The following is a 17,026-nucleotide window of genomic DNA, read 5'->3' as shown; positions in this document are numbered from 1 at the left end:
CGTGTACCGGCTCATAGAGAAATATCAGCTCCTGTCGCAAGAGGTGGAAACCTGGGAATGGCCGAGCCGCGCGCTCGACTGCGACAAACGGGTCAGCGTGCTCAGACCCGTACGGCGAAATTCCTTGGATTCTGCGCTTCCCGTGCTGTTTCTGCTGCACGGATTCGGTGGAACCAGGCTGACCTGGCTGCAGCGCACTCGTCTGATCGAACACCTCGCGGGCCTGGATCTCATGGTCGTTATTCCGGAGAGTGGCCGCCGGTGGTTCATCAACGACCATAGAGGCATGAGATACGAGGACTATCTCATCGGCGAGGTGGTGCCCTTCGCCGATGAGAATATAGGGGCGGATGTGAGAAAGGGGCGCAGGGCCATCGGCGGATTCTCCATGGGAGGTGCCACGGCCCTGATGCAAGCCCTGAGGCACCCGGGCCTGTTCTCCACGGTAATCAGTCACGCCGGAGCTTTCGAAGCGCCACTCAGAGTGGGTGACCCCTACTCCGAGATGCGTCAGAACCGAGATTCCGCCATTCCCTCGACAGCGGCCCACGAGCGGGTCTGGGGGCCACCGGGAAGCCCGGTACGGCTTCGGTACAACCCCTTCAGGATGATGGATTCGTATACGGGCGGCCCGGATCTGTCCCTGTATTTCGACGTCGGGTCGCAGGACTATGCGCGGATCATCGGCATGAACCGGAACATGGCGCTGAAGATCGAGGGATCGGGTATCGACTTCGAGTACCACGAACGCGAAGGAGGGCACGACCTGCGATTCCTGGACCGGTCCCTGCCCTTCTCACTCGCGTTCGCCGCCGAGCGGCTTCATCGCGAGGATCAGGCCTGATGCGCGGCCCCGGACCAGGATCCGGGGCCGCGTACCGCGTCAGGCGGTGACGGCGGTGCGCAGAGCCGTGCGGTCGAGCTTTCCGTGCGGGGTGATCGGGAGTTCCGTGAGGTACTTGATGCGCTGCGGCCGCATATGGGCCGGCAGGCAGGCTGTCAGCGCGTCACGTATGTCCTTGCTGCTCGCGGGTGCGCCCACGGTCGGCACCACGTAGGCGATGAGAACCCCGTCCCCGTGGCGGTTCTCCTCCACCCCGCAGGCGGCCGAGCCGATGCCGGGGAGAGCCCGCAGGGCTGCCTCGACCTCGCCGAGTTCGATGCGGAAGCCGCGTAGTTTCACCTGCTGGTCCTTCCTGCCGACGTAATAGAGATTCCCGTCGGGCCTTCGGACCGCCTGATCGCCACTGCGGTAGCACCTTCTGCCGTCTTCGGTGACGACGAACTTCTCGGCGGTCAACGCGTCACGGTTGAGATACCCGTGGCTCACGCCGGCGCCGCTGACCCACATCTCGCCCGGTTCGCCGTCGGGCACGGGGAGACCGCCGTCGTCGACGAGCGTTACCTTGAGATGGGGCAGGGGGTGTCCGATGGGAGTCGTCCTCGCCGGCGCTTCGGCCAGCAGTTCTTCGGTCAGCTCGCAGTACGTCACATGCACGGTGGTCTCCGTGGTCCCGTACATGTTCGTCAGCTTCGCCCGCGGGGCGGCCGCGACCGTGTTCCAGCGGCCGATGTCGTCCGCGTGGAGCGCCTCACCGCCGAAAATCACATGACGCAGCCGCGGCAGCTCCACGGGCGCGAGTTCGAGTTCCTGGGTCAGCAGCCCGAAGACCGACGGGACCTGGTTGAGGACACTGACGGATTCCTCGGCGAGCAGTTCCTTGAACGCCGCGGGGTCGCCCGCGACCGCAGGGCCGACCATCACGGCGCGTCCGCCGTGGAGCAGCGCGCCCCACAGTTCCCAGACGCTGAAGTCGAAGCTGTAGTTGTGGAAGACCGTCCAGACGTCGTCCGGGCCGAAGTCGAAGACCTTCCCGGCGGCGTCGAAGAGCCCGAGTACGTGCTCGTGCCCGACCAGGCAGCCCTTGGGTGTCCCGGTGGATCCCGACGTGTAGATGACGTAGGCGGTGCCGGACGGCACCTGGGACCGCCCGGGGTCTGCCGGCCTGCGGGCAATCACGAAGGGGCCGACCGAGGCGACCGGGACCTCGTCGTCGTCGACGCCGTTGTCGGTGACGACCAGGGCGCTTCCCGAGTCACGAAGAATGTGCTGCTGACGGGCCGCCGGGTAGTCCGGGTCGACCGGAACGTAGCCGCGGCCGGACTGCAGGACGCCCAAGACCGCTGCGGGAGCCCGCACGCTCCGGCCGATCCTGAGTGCGACCAGGCCCTCACCGTCATTCAGTTCCGCGGCCAGGGCGTCGGACAGTTCGTCGGCGAGCTCGCGAAGTCGGCCGTAGGTCACTGCGTCAGTGCCCGTGGACACGGCGCACCGGTCCGGCCATCTGGTTGCGACCTCACGAAATCGCTCATGGAGTGTGGACGGCTCTGTCATATGTGATTCTCCCGTCGGCATCGGCTTCCCCGATACGCCCAGAATCTACCGGGCGAGATCGTCGAGGAGAGAGGTCCGGCTGTTACCGGAAGCGGAGTCTGCAGAATGATGAACCCTCCATGTGCTCGACACGAATCACTTCTCGGAGTCATGATCGACCGAGCGCTTAACTGAGCCGGAGCCAGAACAATCAATGGCTTTCATCGGCAATTAAGTCACGCCCGATCTGCTGTCCGGCGCCTCAGCGAAGAAATGGATGTGAACCATTGTGTACTTGTGTGCCGAAGCGCCGTCAGTCGATATCGAGCAAACGCTGGTCGCCATGTTCGAGTACCGGGCGGATCTCCACCCGGATCGTTGCGCGGTCGCGGCCGAGGACGCCGAGCTGACGTATGGGGAACTGGACGGTGAGGCGAATGCGCTGGCCGCGGACCTCATAGCGCGGGGCGTCGAGCCCGGCCAGGCCGTGCTTAGCTCCTTCGGTCGCAGCGCCGCCGCCCTGGTGGCCCAGTTGGCGGTGCTGAAGGCCGGTGCCGTGTACGTTCCCGTCGACCCGCAGTCCCCGCCGAACCGTCTACGCCTGATCGCCGAGCGCACCTCGGCCGTCGCGGTACTGAGTACGCCGGAAGGGCTGCGTCCGCTGGAACGCGTCACCGTACTCCGCCTGCCGGTGGTCGTTGCCCGGCGAAGCGGAGTCCGCCCGGCCTCCCGCCCCTGTCCCGCCGATGTCGCGTACATCATCTTCACCTCGGGGTCCACCGGCGAGCCGAAGGGTGTCGTTGTCTCCCACCGGGCCATCACCAGCACCACGCTGGCCAGGCTGCGACACTACGAGGACCCGGTCCGCCGCTTCCTCATGCTCTGGCCCCTGTCCTTCGACGCCTCGCTCGGCACCATCTGGTGGACCCTCGCGTCGGGCGGCACCCTGGAGTTGGCACCCGAGTCCCTCGACGGTGTGATGCGAGCAGTCGACGCCGTGCTCGGCGGCCGGACCCGGGTCTCACACACCTCGATGACTCCGTCGCACTACCTCACCGCGCTGCGTAGGCTGCCCGAACCTTCGACGGGCCCGGTCGTCATGCTGGTCGCTGGTGAACAGTGCCCGGCACCGCTGGTCGCCGAGCACTACCGGCTCCAACCGGGCACCCGCCTGTACAACTCCTACGGCCCGACGGAAGCCGCCGTATGGTGCGCCGGCACCGAACTCCTTGCGGGTGCCGATGTCACGGTCGGGCGGGCGATCCCGGGCGCGGAGATCCTCGTACTGGACGACGAGGGCAACGAGGTACCCGCGGGAGAGCCGGGGGAGGTCTGCGTCCGGGGCGCGGGGCTGGCCGAGGGCTACCTGGGCGATCGCGCGCTGACCGCGCGGCGTTTCGTCCAGCACCCGGCGGGGGTCCGGTACCGGACCGGTGATCTCGGCCGGCTGTTGCCCGACGGACGGCTGGTGATCCTTGGCCGCAAGGACGACCAGCTGAAGATCCGCGGGCGCAGGATCGAACCGGGGGAGATCGAAGGGGTCCTGCACACCCACCCAGGTGTGGCCCAGGCGGTCGTGCTCGCTCACCAGGACCGCCTGGTCGCCTATGTGGTCTGCGCGGCGGACTCCGACGACTGGCAGCGCGAGCTGCGGGAGTTCGCCGGCGACTGGCTTCCGGACTACATGACGCCTCACGTCGTCGTGGTGCTGGACGCCCTGCCGATGAAGCCGAACGGCAAGGTGGACAAGCAGGCGCTGCCCGTCCCCGCCTTGCAGCCCACCGCTACGGGGCGTGCTCCCCGTAGCCCCGACGAGAAGGCACTGTGCGGCCTGGTCGCGGAGGTCCTGGAAGTGCCGGACGTGGCACTGGGGAACGACTTCTTCGAGCTGGGCGGGAACTCCTTGCTCGCCATGCGCCTGGTGTCCCGGGCGCGGACGGTGCTGCACCGCGAACTGACCGTGCGAAGCGTCTTCGACCACCCGGTTCTCGAAGACCTTGTGGCCCAGCTCGGTGAGGAGCCGGCCGTACGTCGTGAACTGGTTCCGGTCGCCCGCCCGGACCTCGTACCGCTGTCTTTCGCCCAGCGCAGGATGTGGTTCCTCAACCAGATCGAGGGCCCCGGCGCGACGTACAACATTCCGTTCCCGCTGCGACTCGGCGGGCCGCTCGACCGCACGGCTCTGTGGGCGGCCATCGGTGACGTGGTGAGCCGCCACGAAAGCCTGCGTACGGTCTTTCCGGAGAACGGCGGGGAGCCGTATCAGCGGGTGCTCGCGACGGACGGGGCCTGGCCGCCCGAGGCCGATGTCGTCGAGTGCGTGCCGGCCGATGTGCCGAGGCTCCAGGCCGAGTTCGAGAATCGGCGCTTCGATGTCTCGGCCGAGCCCCCGCTGCGTGCATGTCTCCTCCGAATAGCCCCGGACGAACACGTCCTGCTGTTGGTTCTGCACCACATCGCCTGTGACGGATGGTCCATGGCTCCCCTCGCCCGGGACCTTGTCCGCGCGTACACCGCACGGACCGGGGGCCCGGTCGCTCCGCCGGAACCCCTTCCCGTCCAGTACGCGGACTTCGCGCTGTGGCAGCGGGAGGCGCTGGGTGGGACGGACATCCCGGACAGCCTGTCCTCGCGGCAACTGGACTTCTGGACAACGGCGTTGGCGGGAATCCCTGATCAACTGGATCTCCCGTGCGACTACGCCCGTCCGGCACACGCGAGCTTCCGTGGGAAGGTCGTCGACTTCCGGCTGGACCCGGAACTCCACCGCCGGATGACGGAATTCGCCGCGTCCGCCGGTGTGAGCGTGTTCATGGTGATGCAGGCCGCGCTCGCCGCTCTTCTCAGCAGGTTGGGCAGCGGGACCGACATTCCGATCGGAAGTCCGGTTGCCGGCCGGTTCGACGATTCGTTGGACGACCTCGTGGGGTTCTTCGTCAATACGCTGGTCCTGCGGACCGACACGTCGGGAGACCCCACGTTCCTGGAACTGGTCGCCCGGGTCCGGGAATTCGATCTCAACGCGTTCGCGCACGAGGATCTGCCCTTCGAGAACCTGGTCGAGGCGCTCAATCCGCCCCGCTCGCTCGCTCGTCACCCGCTGTGCCAGGTCGTACTGGCCTTTCAGAACAACGCCGTAGCGAAAATCCGGATGCCCGGCCTGGACGTCACGGCTCTGGACTGGTGCCTCGACGTCGCCCGGTTCGATCTGCTGGTCACTGTTGACGAGCCGCCGGTATCGGAGGGTCCGCGGTACGGCCTGGACTGCGGCATTGAGTACGCCACGGACTTGTTCGACCGGCGAACCGTGGAATGCCTGGCCGAATGCCTGGTCAGGATGGTCGAGGGGGCGATGGGCGACCCCCGGCTTCCGATCGGGAGCATCGACATCGGGCACTTCGAGCGGGTCGGCTCCGGGACGAGTCTCCGGGATGCCGTCGGCGATGAGGCCCGGGACGTCCCCGCGGCGCCGGACGGGCAGGCCGATCGGCGGACCAAGGAAGAAGCGCTCTGCCGGCTCTTCGCCGACGTCCTCGGGATCGACGAAGCGGGAGTCGACGACGACTTCTTCGACCTTGGCGGGCATTCGCTCCTGGCCACCAGGCTGGTCCTTCGGGTGCGGTCGGAGATGGGATACGAGCTTACTGTGCGGGAACTCTTCGACTTTCCCGCAGTCGAAGCCCTCGCTGGTCGGCTGACCAGAAAGGCGAAGAAACGCCCCGTACCGGGAGCCTCGAAAAACTTGGGAGCACGCGATGTTCGATGAAGAGAACGGCCAATTCGTGGTGGTCGTCAACCAGTGGAACCAGATGTCCATCTGGCCGGATTCGAAGCAGCTCCCGCTCGGGTGGCACCGGGCTGAATTCTCTGGAAGCAAGGAAAACTGTCTGAACCACATCCGGGAAACATGGCAGGACATTTCCAACGGTCGCTTGCATCGCTCCATCGGTCAATGAACGGACCAGGTTTCGGCGTAGCGGATCCACGGCCTTCGGAGGAGTTGCTCAAGATGCCAGAAAACCGTTTTCCCATGTCGTCCGCCCAACAGCGGCTCTGGTTCCTGCAGGGCATGGAGCCCGAGGGGACCGCTTACCACGTGAAAGAGGTCTTCCGGGTCTCTGGACCGCTGGACTTCGTGGCCCTCTCCCGGGCCGTGGACGCACTCGTGGCCCGGCACGCCTCCTTTCGCACGCGCTTCGTCGAGGCGGCGGGCGTGCCGTCCCAAGTGATCGAGGAGGCGCCCGCCGACTGCGAGTCCGCCGGTGTGCTGGCACGGAACGACATGGAGAGCGACTTCGCCCGGGACGGCGAAGGTGCGGTCAGGGAGTTCGTGGACCAGGTGGCCGACGAGCCCTTCGACCTCGGAACAGGTCCCCTGCTCCGGCTCCGGCTCGGCCGTCTCGCCCCGCAGGACCACGTCCTGGTCGTGGTGGCGCACCACATCGTCTGCGACGGCTGGTCCATGGGACTACTGCTGTCCGAGCTGTCCGAGCTCTACCGCGCTGAACGGGCCGGGGAGCCCGCCGAGCTTGCAGAACCGGACCTGCAGTACGTCGATTTCGCTGTCTGGGAGCGTGAACTCCTGGACGCGGAGCGCACGGCCGAATACCTGGACTACTGGACCGGGCATCTCTCGGGTGCGCCTGCCCTGCTCCAGCTCCCAGCGGACAAGGCACGTACGGCGGCCCTCTTCCCCGTGTCGGGGATCTGCGAGTTCACCGTGCCGGACGCTGTCCTCAAGGGCCTGCAAGCGCTCGGCAACAGCTCCAGGTCTTCCATGTTCATGGTGCTTCTCGCTTCCTTCCAGGCCTTTCTGTCCCGGCTGACCGGTGCGGAGGACCTCGTGGTGGGCGTCCCGCTGAGCGGGCGCACCCAGGAAGGCGCGGAATCGGTCATCGGCATGTTCGTCAACACGCTGGCGATCCGTGGGGACCTGCGGAACGATCCGACCGTCCGGGAGTTCGTCGCACGGACCAGGGAGAACGTCCTCGCCGGTCAGGAGAACGGGGAGCTTCCGTTCGAACGGCTCGTCGAAGCGCTGAACCCGGATCGCGTCTCCGGCGTCAATCCGCTGGTCCAGGTGATGTTCCAGCTCCTGGACTCCGAGTTCTCCGGAGAGCTACTGCTGGACGGAGCCAGGGCCGAGAAGGTCCTGACGCCGCAGCAGACGACGCTCTTCGATCTTTCGCTCGACATGATCCACGACGAACAGGGCTTGCGCGGCTCCTTCAACTACAGCGTCGATCTGTTCGAGGCGGAAACCGTCTCCAGGTTCGCCGGATACTTCCTCACCCTGCTCACGGCGTTGGCCGAATCCGGCTCGGCGCGCGTCTCGGACCTGCCCCTGCTCCGTCCGGGGACCGAACGTGCGGTGCTCGACCAGTACGGGCGGGGGCCCTCGGTCGACGTTGCTCCCGGTGCCACCGTTCTCGGCTTCCTCCACGAGCAGGTGGCCGCACAGCCGCAGGAGGTCGCACTGGAGGACGCGGATCACCAGTGGACGTTCGGTGAACTGGGCGATGCCGTCGATGCGGTCGCCGCCGAACTGGGCCGCCGGGGGGTCGGGCGAGGTGACTGCGTGGGTCTCATGGCCGGGCGGTCGGGACGGCTCTTCATCGGGATGCTGGGAATCATCAGGGCCGGCGCCGTTCTCGTACCGCTGGACGCCAAGCTCTCCCCCGAGCGGTTCCGCCACATGATCGAAGCGGCCGGGGTCAGCCTGCTCGTGGTCGACTCCGGGGTCGGGCCGGAGGCAGTCGCCTCCTCGGTGCCACGCCTCGACCTGAAGGGTGTGGCACCTCTCGCGCAGCCGTTGGAACTCGCCCTTCCGCAGCCCTCGGACCTTGCCTACACCGTCTTCACCTCGGGTTCGACCGGTCTGCCCAAGGGCGTTCTGGTCAGGCACGACTCCTTGGCGAACCTGTTCTGTTCACACCGCGGTTCCCACTTCGCCGCCATGGCGCAGTTCGCCGGGGACGTCCGGCTGAGGGTGGCGCACACCCTCTCCATATCCTTCGACGCGAGCTGGGACCAGCTGCTGTGGATGGTCGACGGGCACCGGCTGCTGGTCGTGGACGACGAGACCTGCCGGGACACCCAACTGCTGCTCGACTTCCTCCGCCAGGAGCGCATCGACGTACTGGAGTCGACGCCTTCCCAGCTCGAACAGCTCGTCGAGTTGGGCCTTCTCGAAGGCGGGCACCGTCCTTCGCTGATGGTTCTGGGTGGTGAGGCGGTACGGCCGTCGTTGTGGGCGCGGCTCGCGGCCGACCCGGGAGTGCTTGCGGTCAATCTGTACGGTCCTACCGAATTCACCGTGGACGCCCTGGGCAGGACGATCGCGGAGGGGACGGTTCCGGTGATCGGGCGGCCGTTGGCGCGTACGCAGGTGTTGATCCTGGGTGCGCGGGGTGAGTTGGTGCCGCCGGGTGTGGTGGGTGAGTTGTATCTGTCGGGGCCGCAGTTGGCGGTGGGGTATGTGGGTGATCCGGTGCAGACGGCTGTGCGTTTTGTGCCGAATCCTTACAGTGATGAGCCTGGTGCGCGGATGTACCGGACGGGTGATCTGGGCCGGTTCACCGTGGATGGGGACGTGGAGTTCCTGGGGCGTGCGGATCAGCAGGTGAAGATCCGGGGTTACCGGATCGAGCCCGGTGAGATCGAGTCGGCGTTGTTGGGCCACCCCTGTGTGCGGGACGTCGCGGTAGTGGCCCGGCCGGACCAGCACGGCCGGCCCCGCCTCATCTCGTACGCCGTGGCCACGGGCGTCACCTCCTCGGAACTGCGCGACTACTCAGCCGGACTCCTTCCCGACTACATGGTTCCGAGCGCTTTCGTCCAGGTGCCGGAAATACCACGCAACGTGAGCGGAAAGGTCTCCGCCGCCGAACTGCCCGACCCCGGCGAAGAGTCCTTCCACGTCGACTACGTCGCACCGCGACCGGGTGCCGAACAGGTCATCGCCGAACTCTTCGCCGAGGTCCTGGGCGTGGAGAACGTCGGTAGCCGGGACGACTTCTTCCACCTCGGCGGCCATTCGCTCGCCGCAGTACGCCTCGCGACCCGGATCCACACGGTCATGGGGACGAGGATCTTGCTCCAGGTCCTGTTCGAGAACCCCACGGTGGCCGGACTCGCCGCTCTCGTCCAGAGCGAGTCGGCGTCGGAGGAACCGATTCCGGTACTGGCGGGGCGTACGTCGGGCACCATGTCCTTCGCGCAGCAGCGCCTCTGGTTCGTCCAGCAGGCAGCTCTGGAGAACGCGACGTACAACATGGTCGAAGCCTTCAGGCTCGACGGCGAACTCGACATCGCCGCCATGTCGAAGGCGATCACGGCCATGGTGGTCCGGCACGAGGTGCTTCAGACCAGCTATGGAGCCGGCGACCGTTTCCCGCTCCAGACCGTCGACCGCGACTGGCGGCCCGACATCGTTCTCCTGGACCTCAGCGGTCTGGACGCCGAGCAGGCGGCGGAACGGACCCGCGCGTTCGTTCTCGATGTCCGAGCACGGGAGTACGACCTGTCCCGCGGCCCGGTCTTCGAGGCAGCCGTCGTGAAACTCGCCCCGACCGAGCATCTTCTGGTCTTCGGCATCCATCACATCGCCTGCGACGGATGGTCGGTCAAGGTCATCCTCTCGGAGATCTCCGAGCTGTACCGGGTGTACGCCGAAGGGGGCGTCCCGGATCTGCCCAGGCCGAGCGTCCAGTACCTGGACTTCGCGGTCTGGGAGCGGGATCCGCAGCGTCAGAGAGAACGTGCGGGGCAGCTGCGGCATTACGCGGACGAACTGGCGGAGGTACCGCTCACCCTGGAACTGCCCCTGGACCACCCACGTCCGCCCGTACGCACAGGAAAGGGCGGCACCGTCCGCTTCACCCTCTCTCCTGAGGTGACCGAGGCGCTGACCACGCTCGGGCTCCGGCACCGCAACACCCTGTTCAACGTCCTCCTGGCTTCCTTCCAGGTCCTGGTGTCCCGATGGAGCGGGCAACGCGACCTGCTGGTGGGTGTCCCCGTCGCGGGCCGGAACCGCGCGGAACTCGAAGGGCTGGTCGGCTTCTTCGTCAACACCCTTCCGGTCCGTGGAGACCTCCGTGACGATCCCACCTTCGAGGAGCTTCTTTCCCAGGTCCGCCAGGCCACCTTGTCGGCCTACGCCCATCAGGACGTACCGTTCGACCGGCTGGTCGAAGCGCTCAATCCCGCCCGCGACCTCGGGGTCAATCCGCTGGTGCAGGTGACCTGCCAGCTGCTCGAAGGAGAGGTGGCCGCCGATCTGCGGCTCGACGGGATCTCCGTGAGCCCGTACCAAGTGGACGTCGCCAGCAGCCGGTTCGACCTCTCGCTCGACCTCAGCCGCCACGACGGCGGTCTGCGGGGCGATCTCGTCTATGACGCCGACCTCTTCGAGAACGCGAGCATGGGCCGCCTCGCCGAGTGCTTCCAGACGCTCCTGCACGAGGTGGTCCGGGACCCTGGCAGGCAGGTGTCCGAACTTCCCCTGCTGTCGGATGCCGCGGCGGAGCGGCTGGTGCGGGAGTACGGCCGCGGTGTCCGCGTACCGGTCACTGCCGACACCGTCATCGATGCCCTGCGGGCCCGGGTGCAGGCGAACCCGGATCAGATCGCCCTGGTGGACGGGGACCGGGCCTGGAGCCTGGCCGAGCTGGAGCAGGCCATGGACCGGCTCGCCGCTCGCCTCCGGCAGGAAGGCACGGTCCCCGGAGAGGTTGTCGCACTGTCCGCGGAGCGAACGGCGGAGCTGGTCGTCGGGCTGCTCGGCATCATGTCGTCCGGAGCGGTCGCGCTGCCGCTCGATCCGGCACACCCGCAGGAGCGGGTTGCTGCGATGCTGACCCTGGCAGGCGTACGCCGGTCCGTCGCCGATGCCCCGGACCACCGGTTGCAGACCACGACCACGATCACTTTCCCCGGTCCGGCCGACCCCCTCGACATCACCGGAACACCTGGCCCTTCGCCGTCGGATCCCGCTTACCTGGCGTTCACTTCGGGATCCACCGGCCTGCCCAAGGGCGTTCTCATCTCGCACGGTGCGTTGGCGAACCTGCTGGCCACCCACAGCGCGCGGCCCGTCCCGGCCGGCCGGCGACTGCGCGTCGCACACACCGCGTCCTTCGCCTTCGACGCGGCCTGGGACCAACTGCTGTGGATGATCGCGGGACATGAACTGCATATCGTGGGCGAGGAGACCCGCACCGACGCCGAGGCGCTCGTCGAATTCACCCGGCAGCACGCGATCGACGTACTCAACGTTCCACCGTCCTTCGCCGAGCAGCTCGTCGAGTTCGGTCTTCTCGAAGGCGGGCACCGTCCTTCGCTGATGGTTCTGGGTGGTGAGGCGGTACGGCCGTCGTTGTGGGCGCGGCTCGCGGCCGACCCGGGAGTGCTTGCGGTCAATCTGTACGGTCCCACCGAGTTCACCGTCGCCTCCGTGCACGCGGTGATCGCGGAGGGGACGGTTCCGGTGATCGGGCGGCCGTTGGCGCGTACGCAGGTGTTGATCCTGGGTGCGCGGGGTGAGTTGGTGCCGCCGGGTGTGGTGGGTGAGTTGTATCTGTCGGGGCCGCAGTTGGCGGTGGGGTATGTGGGTGATCCGGTGCAGACGGCTGTGCGTTTTGTGCCGAATCCTTACAGTGATGAGCCTGGTGCGCGGATGTACCGGACGGGTGATCTGGGCCGGTTCACCGTGGATGGGGACGTGGAGTTCCTGGGGCGTGCGGATCAGCAGGTGAAGATCCGGGGTTACCGGATCGAGCCCGGTGAGATCGAGTCGGCGTTGTTGGGCCACCCCTGTGTGCGGGACGTCGCGGTCGTGGCCCGGCCGGACCAGCACGGCCGGCCCCGCCTCATCTCGTACGTCGTTCCCGACGAGCGGGTCGACATGTCCGCGGAACGCGCGGCGTTCGTCGACTCGTGGCTGTCGGTGTTCGAGGACACGCACGAGACCGTCAAGTTCGCGGCGCAGGACGCGGATGCGGCGATCAAGGGCTGGACCGACAGTTTCACCGGACAGGACATTCCGGCACCGCAGATGCGGGAATGGGTCTCCACCACGGTCGACCGCATCGTGGCGCTGAAACCGGGCCGTCTCCTGGAGATCGGAGCGGGAACAGGACTGCTCGTACGTCCGCTCTGCGAACGCGCCGATCTGTCGCTGTACGTGGCGACGGACTTCTCCGAACCCTCCGTCGAACTCCTCAACCGCATAGCCGATGAGGTGCGGGCGGGTAGTCCCGGGTTGCGCCTGGTGGCCGGACGGGCCGAAGCGCTCGGTGCCCCGGGGCTGGTGGACGGCGCATACGACACCGTGGTGATCAACTCGGTGGCCCAGTACTTCCCTTCCCTGATGTACGTGGAGCAGGTCATCGAGGAAGCCCTGCCCCGCCTGACTGCGGGCGGTCACATCTTCCTGGGTGATCTGCGGAACGGGGCGCTGCTCGAAGCGTTCTTCAGCCTCCGGCAGTTCCTGAGGAACGGGGCCGATCCGGACATGCGGCTCGCGGACCAGGTCGCCCAGGCGATCCAGGCCGACGGGGAGCTGAGTATCGACCCTCGATACTTCGTCTCGCTGCTCGATCGCCTCCCCAGGATCACCGGGGTCGAGATCGCACCGCGCCGTGGCACCTCGCCCAACGAGATGACCCTGTTCCGGTACGACGTGATTCTCCACGTCGACTGCGCGAACGAACCCGGCGCGGAGGGCTGGGAGACCAAAGTTCCGGGTTTCCGGCAGATCGAGGCGCGACTCGCCGTCGGGACGGAGCCCTTCGGATACCGCAGGGTGCCCAACGCCCGGCTTGAGGAGGCGCTGCGACTGCGGGACGCGTACGGGTTCACCGTCGCCGGCGAAGAACGCCCGGCCGACTTGCGGGGGATCGACCCCGAGTCGCTCTGGGCCCTGGGCGAACGGTACGGCTGGACGACCAGAATCGGCTGGGGTCAGGGCGATGCCTACGGAACCATGGACGTGTGCTTCTCCCCGCCGGGCCGGCTCGGTCACTTCACGACGAGCGATCCGCTCACCCGGTCCGGCTCCGGTCCCGCTGCGGTCCCGAGAGTCCGGCTGCTGGCGCCGTGGATGGAACGCAAGCTCACCTCGGTGCTGCGGGAGAGCCTTGCCGGCAGGCTTCCCGACTTCATGGTTCCGCATGAGTTCGTCTACCTCACCGACCTCACGAGGTCCGTGAGCGGGAAAGTGAGCCTCTCCGCACTGCCCGATTCGTTGCGGGCGTACGTTCCCCTCGCCGCAGAGCCTTCCGGCGCACCGGCCGGTGACCAGGCCGACGTGATTGCTCGGGTGATGGGCGCCAGGCTGGGCGTCGCGGCCCTCGGCAGGAACGATGACTTCTTCGCCGCGGGTGGTGACTCCCTCACCGCCGCCATGTCCGTACGGGATCTGCGTGAGCTGGGACTGAACCTCTCGATCCGGGACGTCTTTCGCCACAAGACCCCGCAGCAGGTCTCGGAGTGCCTGCCGCAGCCCGTGGAGGACGGCCGATGAAACCGCCGACATCCCGGCATCCGGCGTTGGTTCGCTTGCAGGACGCCCCAGAACCCGTCCTCGACCTGGTGGTCGTTCCCGGCGCCGGCTGCGGCCCGACGTACTTCGACTCCTGGAAGGGCCTGTTTCCGGCCACGTGGCGGGTGCACGCCATCTGCCTCCCCGGAAGGGGACGCAGATATGGGGACGAGCCCTGTCGCAGTCTCTCTGCGGCCGCCGACGAGACCTGTGCCGCGCTGGCCTCGGCACGTATCCAGCGGCCGGTGCTCTTCGGGCACAGCCTCGGCGCGCTGCTCGCGCTGGAGGTAGCGGCACGCAGGAAGGACGTGGACCTGCTGCTGACCGCGGCCTGCGCGCCGCCGGCACCCGAAAGGACGATGCGGCGCCGTGGTACCGAGGAAGCGGAACTCCGGGCAGAGATACGCGAGTTGGTCGGAGCGACCGGTGTGGACCCGGGAGACGTCTTCGACGAACTCGTCGAACTCAGTCTCGAAATTATGCTCGTGGACCTGGCAATGCTCGACGGGTACGTTCCTCCCGCGTCACCGGTCGTGCGTGCCGCTGTCGCCTACTACGGGGACGCCGACGACATACCCAGAGGTTCCTGGGCGGCCTATGCCACGGGTTCCGTGGAAACCGTGGGACTTGCCGGAAACCACGACTTCCCGCAGAGCAGACCCGGACCGCTGCTCCAGCACATCGCGCGTCAGGTGCAGCGGGTCTGACTCCTCGTCCGCGCCGTGCAACTCCGCCTCATGCGAATTCATCCCTGACTTCGGTCTGACGCCGCGACCCGTAGTGGCCGGCGAAGAATGACCGGAATTTCCACACCAACTCACCTGGCAAGAACGAGCGAAAGAGGAAGACGTATATGTCCAGCCAGATTTCGGAGACGAACGAGCTCGCCGGTGCCGACCTGAACGGCGTTGTCGCCGCGACCCAGAAGGCGACGGTCCGGTCCGTCTATCAGCAGGTGGCAGCCGAGTACGACGAGCGGATCCCCGGCGTCGGCCCTGCGGACGACATGTTCACCCAGGCCGAGCGGGACTTCATCTTCAGTAAGGTGCGGCCGGGCCAGCGGGTTCTTGACATGGGGTGCGGCACCGGCCGGTTCACGGTTCCGATGGCCGCGCTCGGCGCGGAGGTGAGTGGCCTGGACATCTCCCGGGCGATGCTCGACGTCCTGCAGGAGAAGCTCGACCAGGAGAGCCTTCAGGCCTCGCTGAACGAGGGCGACATGGCGAATCTTCCGTTCGAGGACGGTTCCTTCGACGTCGTGACGAGCATGCTCGCGCTCATGCACATTCCGGTCGACGACCGCGAGAAGGTCTTCGCAGAGGCAGCCCGTGTGCTCCGTCCCGGTGGGCGCATGCTCATCGGGGTGAAGAACTCACTGATCGAGCAGTTCTTCAAGGGTGACCGCTTCGCGGCGGTGGACATCACCGACGTGGAGGGCAAGGAGCTCCGCTTCACCCAGACGCGGAGCGGCGAGGAGTACGTCGCGCCCTGGTACAGCTTCAGCCCGCAGGACCTGAATGCCCTCTTCGCCACCTCGGGCATGGTGGTGACGCACCTGCGGGGCAACTCCACCATCTCCGCCTGGCTGGCGGACGAGGTGCTGCGCGACAGCGGGGTTGCCAACACGGTCCGTTCTCTGGAGCTGAAGCTCAGCGACGTTCCGCCGTTCAACCACCTCGGCTACCACCTGCTCGTGGAGGCTGTGAAGCCGGCCCGCTGAGGTACACCGCGTTCGAAACTGTGGGTGGCGGATGCATTTCGGTGCCTCCGCCGCCCGCACCGAAGTCTCATCGGATTTGATGGCGCATTTGATGGTGCAGGGGAGAACAGCACGATGACGCATGAGAGCCGTGGTGCCGTCGTTGTGACAGGCGCTTCGTCGGGGTTCGGCGCGAGGACCGCGCAAGTGCTGGCCGAAGAGGGTCACCCGGTTGTCGCTGTTGCCCGCAGGGCGGATCGCATGGAGTCTCTGGTCAGCCATGACCCGGAGCTGAAGATCTGGCCGATGGTGGCGGACGTGCGGGATGCCGACGCTCTGGAGAAGGCATTCGAGGAGCTGCCGGAGGAATACCGGAACGTGTCGGCCCTGGTCAACAACGCCGGCCTGTCGAAAGGGCTGGAGCCCATTCAGTCCGGCGACCGAGGCCTCTGGCGGGAGATGGTCGAGACCAACATCATGGGCCTTCTCAACGTCACCGACCTCATCCTGCCCCGTCTCGTGGCCCGGAATGCCGGACACATCGTGAACGTGGGCTCGATCACTGCCACTTACCCGTATCTCGGCGGCAACGTCTACGGCGCCACCAAGGCGTTCGTCCATCAGCTGACCCTGAACATGCGCGTCGACCTGCACGGGACCGGAGTGCGGGTGAGCTGCGTCGCGCCGGGGATGGCGAAGACGGAGTTCGCGCTGGTTCGCTACGACGGCGACGCCGACCGGGCGGATCGTCTCTACGACGGCCTCGCACCCCTGTCGGCGGATGACGTCGCCCAGACGGTCAGCTGGTGCCTCTCCAGGCCGCCGCACGTCAACGTCAACATGATCGAGATCATGCCCACGGACCAGTACTTCGGCCTCGGGTTCCCCGCCAGTGGGTCCAGCCGATGAAATCGGGGCAGATGAAGTGTTCTCCTGGCGGAAAAGGCCTGCTCGCCGGCTTGTCGATTCACCACGCCCAGCTCTCGGACTGCCCCCTCATCGAGGAGATGTCGGCCTCCTTCGCGAGCCAGGATCTGCTGGTCCCCAGAACGCTCGGGGAGATTGCGGAGAATGTCCATGAATTCCTTGTCGTGCGCAGCGGTACGACAGTGACCGGTTGCGTGGGACTGACCCCGCGGCACGACGAACTCCTCATGTACAACCTCTGCATCTCCAGCGGAGACCAGGGGAAGGGCATAGGCCGTGCTCTCGTCGAACGCGCCGCCGGCATCGGTTCGCAGCTCGGCTTCTCGGCACTTCTGGCTTCGTCGAAACACGCGGGGGACTGGTTCGTGCGCCAGGGCTTCAGCGAGGTGGCACCCCTTGAGGAGACCGAAGACTGGAGGAATCGGTTCACACAGCGCAGAGGTTCGTCGATATATCGGAGAGTTCTCGCTCTTGGTTGAGC

General features: G+C 66.9%; 9 protein-coding genes. 8 read left to right on the top strand and 1 reads right to left on the bottom strand.

Annotated features, from left to right (window positions below; translation table 11 throughout):
• Position 1: 1 nt before the first annotated feature.
• Positions 2-844 (top strand): alpha/beta hydrolase, encoded by an 843-nt coding sequence (locus OG709_RS10635; RefSeq protein WP_250298297.1) that lies wholly within the window; start codon positions 2-4, stop codon positions 842-844.
• A 39-nt stretch (positions 845-883) separates the two neighbouring features.
• Here OG709_RS10635 and OG709_RS10630 read toward each other — a convergent pair whose 3' ends face one another.
• Positions 884-2,395 carry an amino acid adenylation domain-containing protein gene (locus tag OG709_RS10630; RefSeq protein ID WP_266643249.1) on the bottom strand — a complete coding sequence of 504 codons (1,512 nt, stop codon included), beginning with the start codon at positions 2,393-2,395 and terminating at the stop codon, positions 884-886.
• A 322-nt stretch (positions 2,396-2,717) separates the two neighbouring features.
• Between OG709_RS10630 and OG709_RS10625 the strand changes: the two genes are divergently transcribed.
• The 7 genes from OG709_RS10625 to OG709_RS10595 all read left to right on the top strand — a co-directional run bounded on the left by OG709_RS10625 (position 2,718) and on the right by OG709_RS10595 (position 17,024).
• Entirely contained in the window at positions 2,718-6,140 is a 3,423-nt protein-coding gene (locus OG709_RS10625) for an amino acid adenylation domain-containing protein (RefSeq protein WP_266643251.1), read from the top strand.
• Positions 6,130-6,330, top strand: a complete 201-nt coding sequence (locus OG709_RS10620; RefSeq protein ID WP_250298290.1) for an MbtH family NRPS accessory protein — start codon at positions 6,130-6,132, stop codon at positions 6,328-6,330. The genes OG709_RS10625 and OG709_RS10620 overlap by 11 nt, the downstream gene beginning before the upstream one ends.
• 74 nt (positions 6,331-6,404) lie before the next feature.
• Complete coding sequence (locus OG709_RS10615; protein WP_329165778.1) at positions 6,405-13,901, top strand: non-ribosomal peptide synthetase; 7,497 nt, start codon at positions 6,405-6,407, stop codon at positions 13,899-13,901.
• Entirely contained in the window at positions 13,898-14,626 is a 729-nt protein-coding gene (locus OG709_RS10610) for a thioesterase II family protein (protein ID WP_250298281.1), read from the top strand. Before OG709_RS10615 ends, OG709_RS10610 begins: the two co-directional genes overlap by 4 nt.
• Positions 14,627-14,772: 146 nt before the next feature.
• On the top strand, positions 14,773-15,639 hold the full coding sequence (locus OG709_RS10605; RefSeq protein WP_250298279.1) for a class I SAM-dependent methyltransferase: 867 nt from the start codon (positions 14,773-14,775) through the stop codon (positions 15,637-15,639).
• A gap of 114 nt (positions 15,640-15,753) precedes the next feature.
• The gene (locus OG709_RS10600; RefSeq protein WP_250298277.1) at positions 15,754-16,527 is read left to right on the top strand and encodes an SDR family NAD(P)-dependent oxidoreductase; all 774 of its coding nucleotides are present in this window, start codon (positions 15,754-15,756) and stop codon (positions 16,525-16,527) included.
• Positions 16,528-16,538: 11 nt separating this feature from the next.
• A complete protein-coding gene (locus OG709_RS10595) occupies positions 16,539-17,024 on the top strand; it encodes a GNAT family N-acetyltransferase (RefSeq protein WP_250298275.1) in 486 nt (161 codons plus the stop codon).
• The last annotated feature ends 2 nt before the right edge of the window (positions 17,025-17,026 follow it).

It is taken from the genome of Streptomyces sp. NBC_01267 (assembly GCF_036241575.1).
Classification (GTDB): Bacteria; Actinomycetota; Actinomycetes; order Streptomycetales; family Streptomycetaceae; genus Streptomyces.
The sequence above is the reverse complement of the archived record's forward strand: the minus strand, read 5'-3'. Positions and strand labels throughout refer to the sequence as shown.

What these genes read in the sequence shown, in the direction of transcription:
- OG709_RS10630 (WP_266643249.1), bottom strand. Translation starts at nt 2,395, where the DNA reads ATGACAGAGCCGTCCACACTCCATGAGCGATTTCGTGAGGTCGCAACC.
- OG709_RS10625 (WP_266643251.1), top strand. Translation starts at nt 2,718, where the DNA reads ATGTTCGAGTACCGGGCGGATCTCCACCCGGATCGTTGCGCGGTCGCG.
- OG709_RS10610 (WP_250298281.1), top strand. Translation starts at nt 13,898, where the DNA reads ATGAAACCGCCGACATCCCGGCATCCGGCGTTGGTTCGCTTGCAGGAC.
- OG709_RS10605 (WP_250298279.1), top strand. Translation starts at nt 14,773, where the DNA reads ATGTCCAGCCAGATTTCGGAGACGAACGAGCTCGCCGGTGCCGACCTG.
- OG709_RS10615 (WP_329165778.1), top strand. Translation starts at nt 6,405, where the DNA reads ATGTCGTCCGCCCAACAGCGGCTCTGGTTCCTGCAGGGCATGGAGCCC.
- OG709_RS10595 (WP_250298275.1), top strand. Translation starts at nt 16,539, where the DNA reads ATGAAGTGTTCTCCTGGCGGAAAAGGCCTGCTCGCCGGCTTGTCGATT.
- OG709_RS10600 (WP_250298277.1), top strand. Translation starts at nt 15,754, where the DNA reads ATGACGCATGAGAGCCGTGGTGCCGTCGTTGTGACAGGCGCTTCGTCG.
- OG709_RS10620 (WP_250298290.1), top strand. Translation starts at nt 6,130, where the DNA reads ATGTTCGATGAAGAGAACGGCCAATTCGTGGTGGTCGTCAACCAGTGG.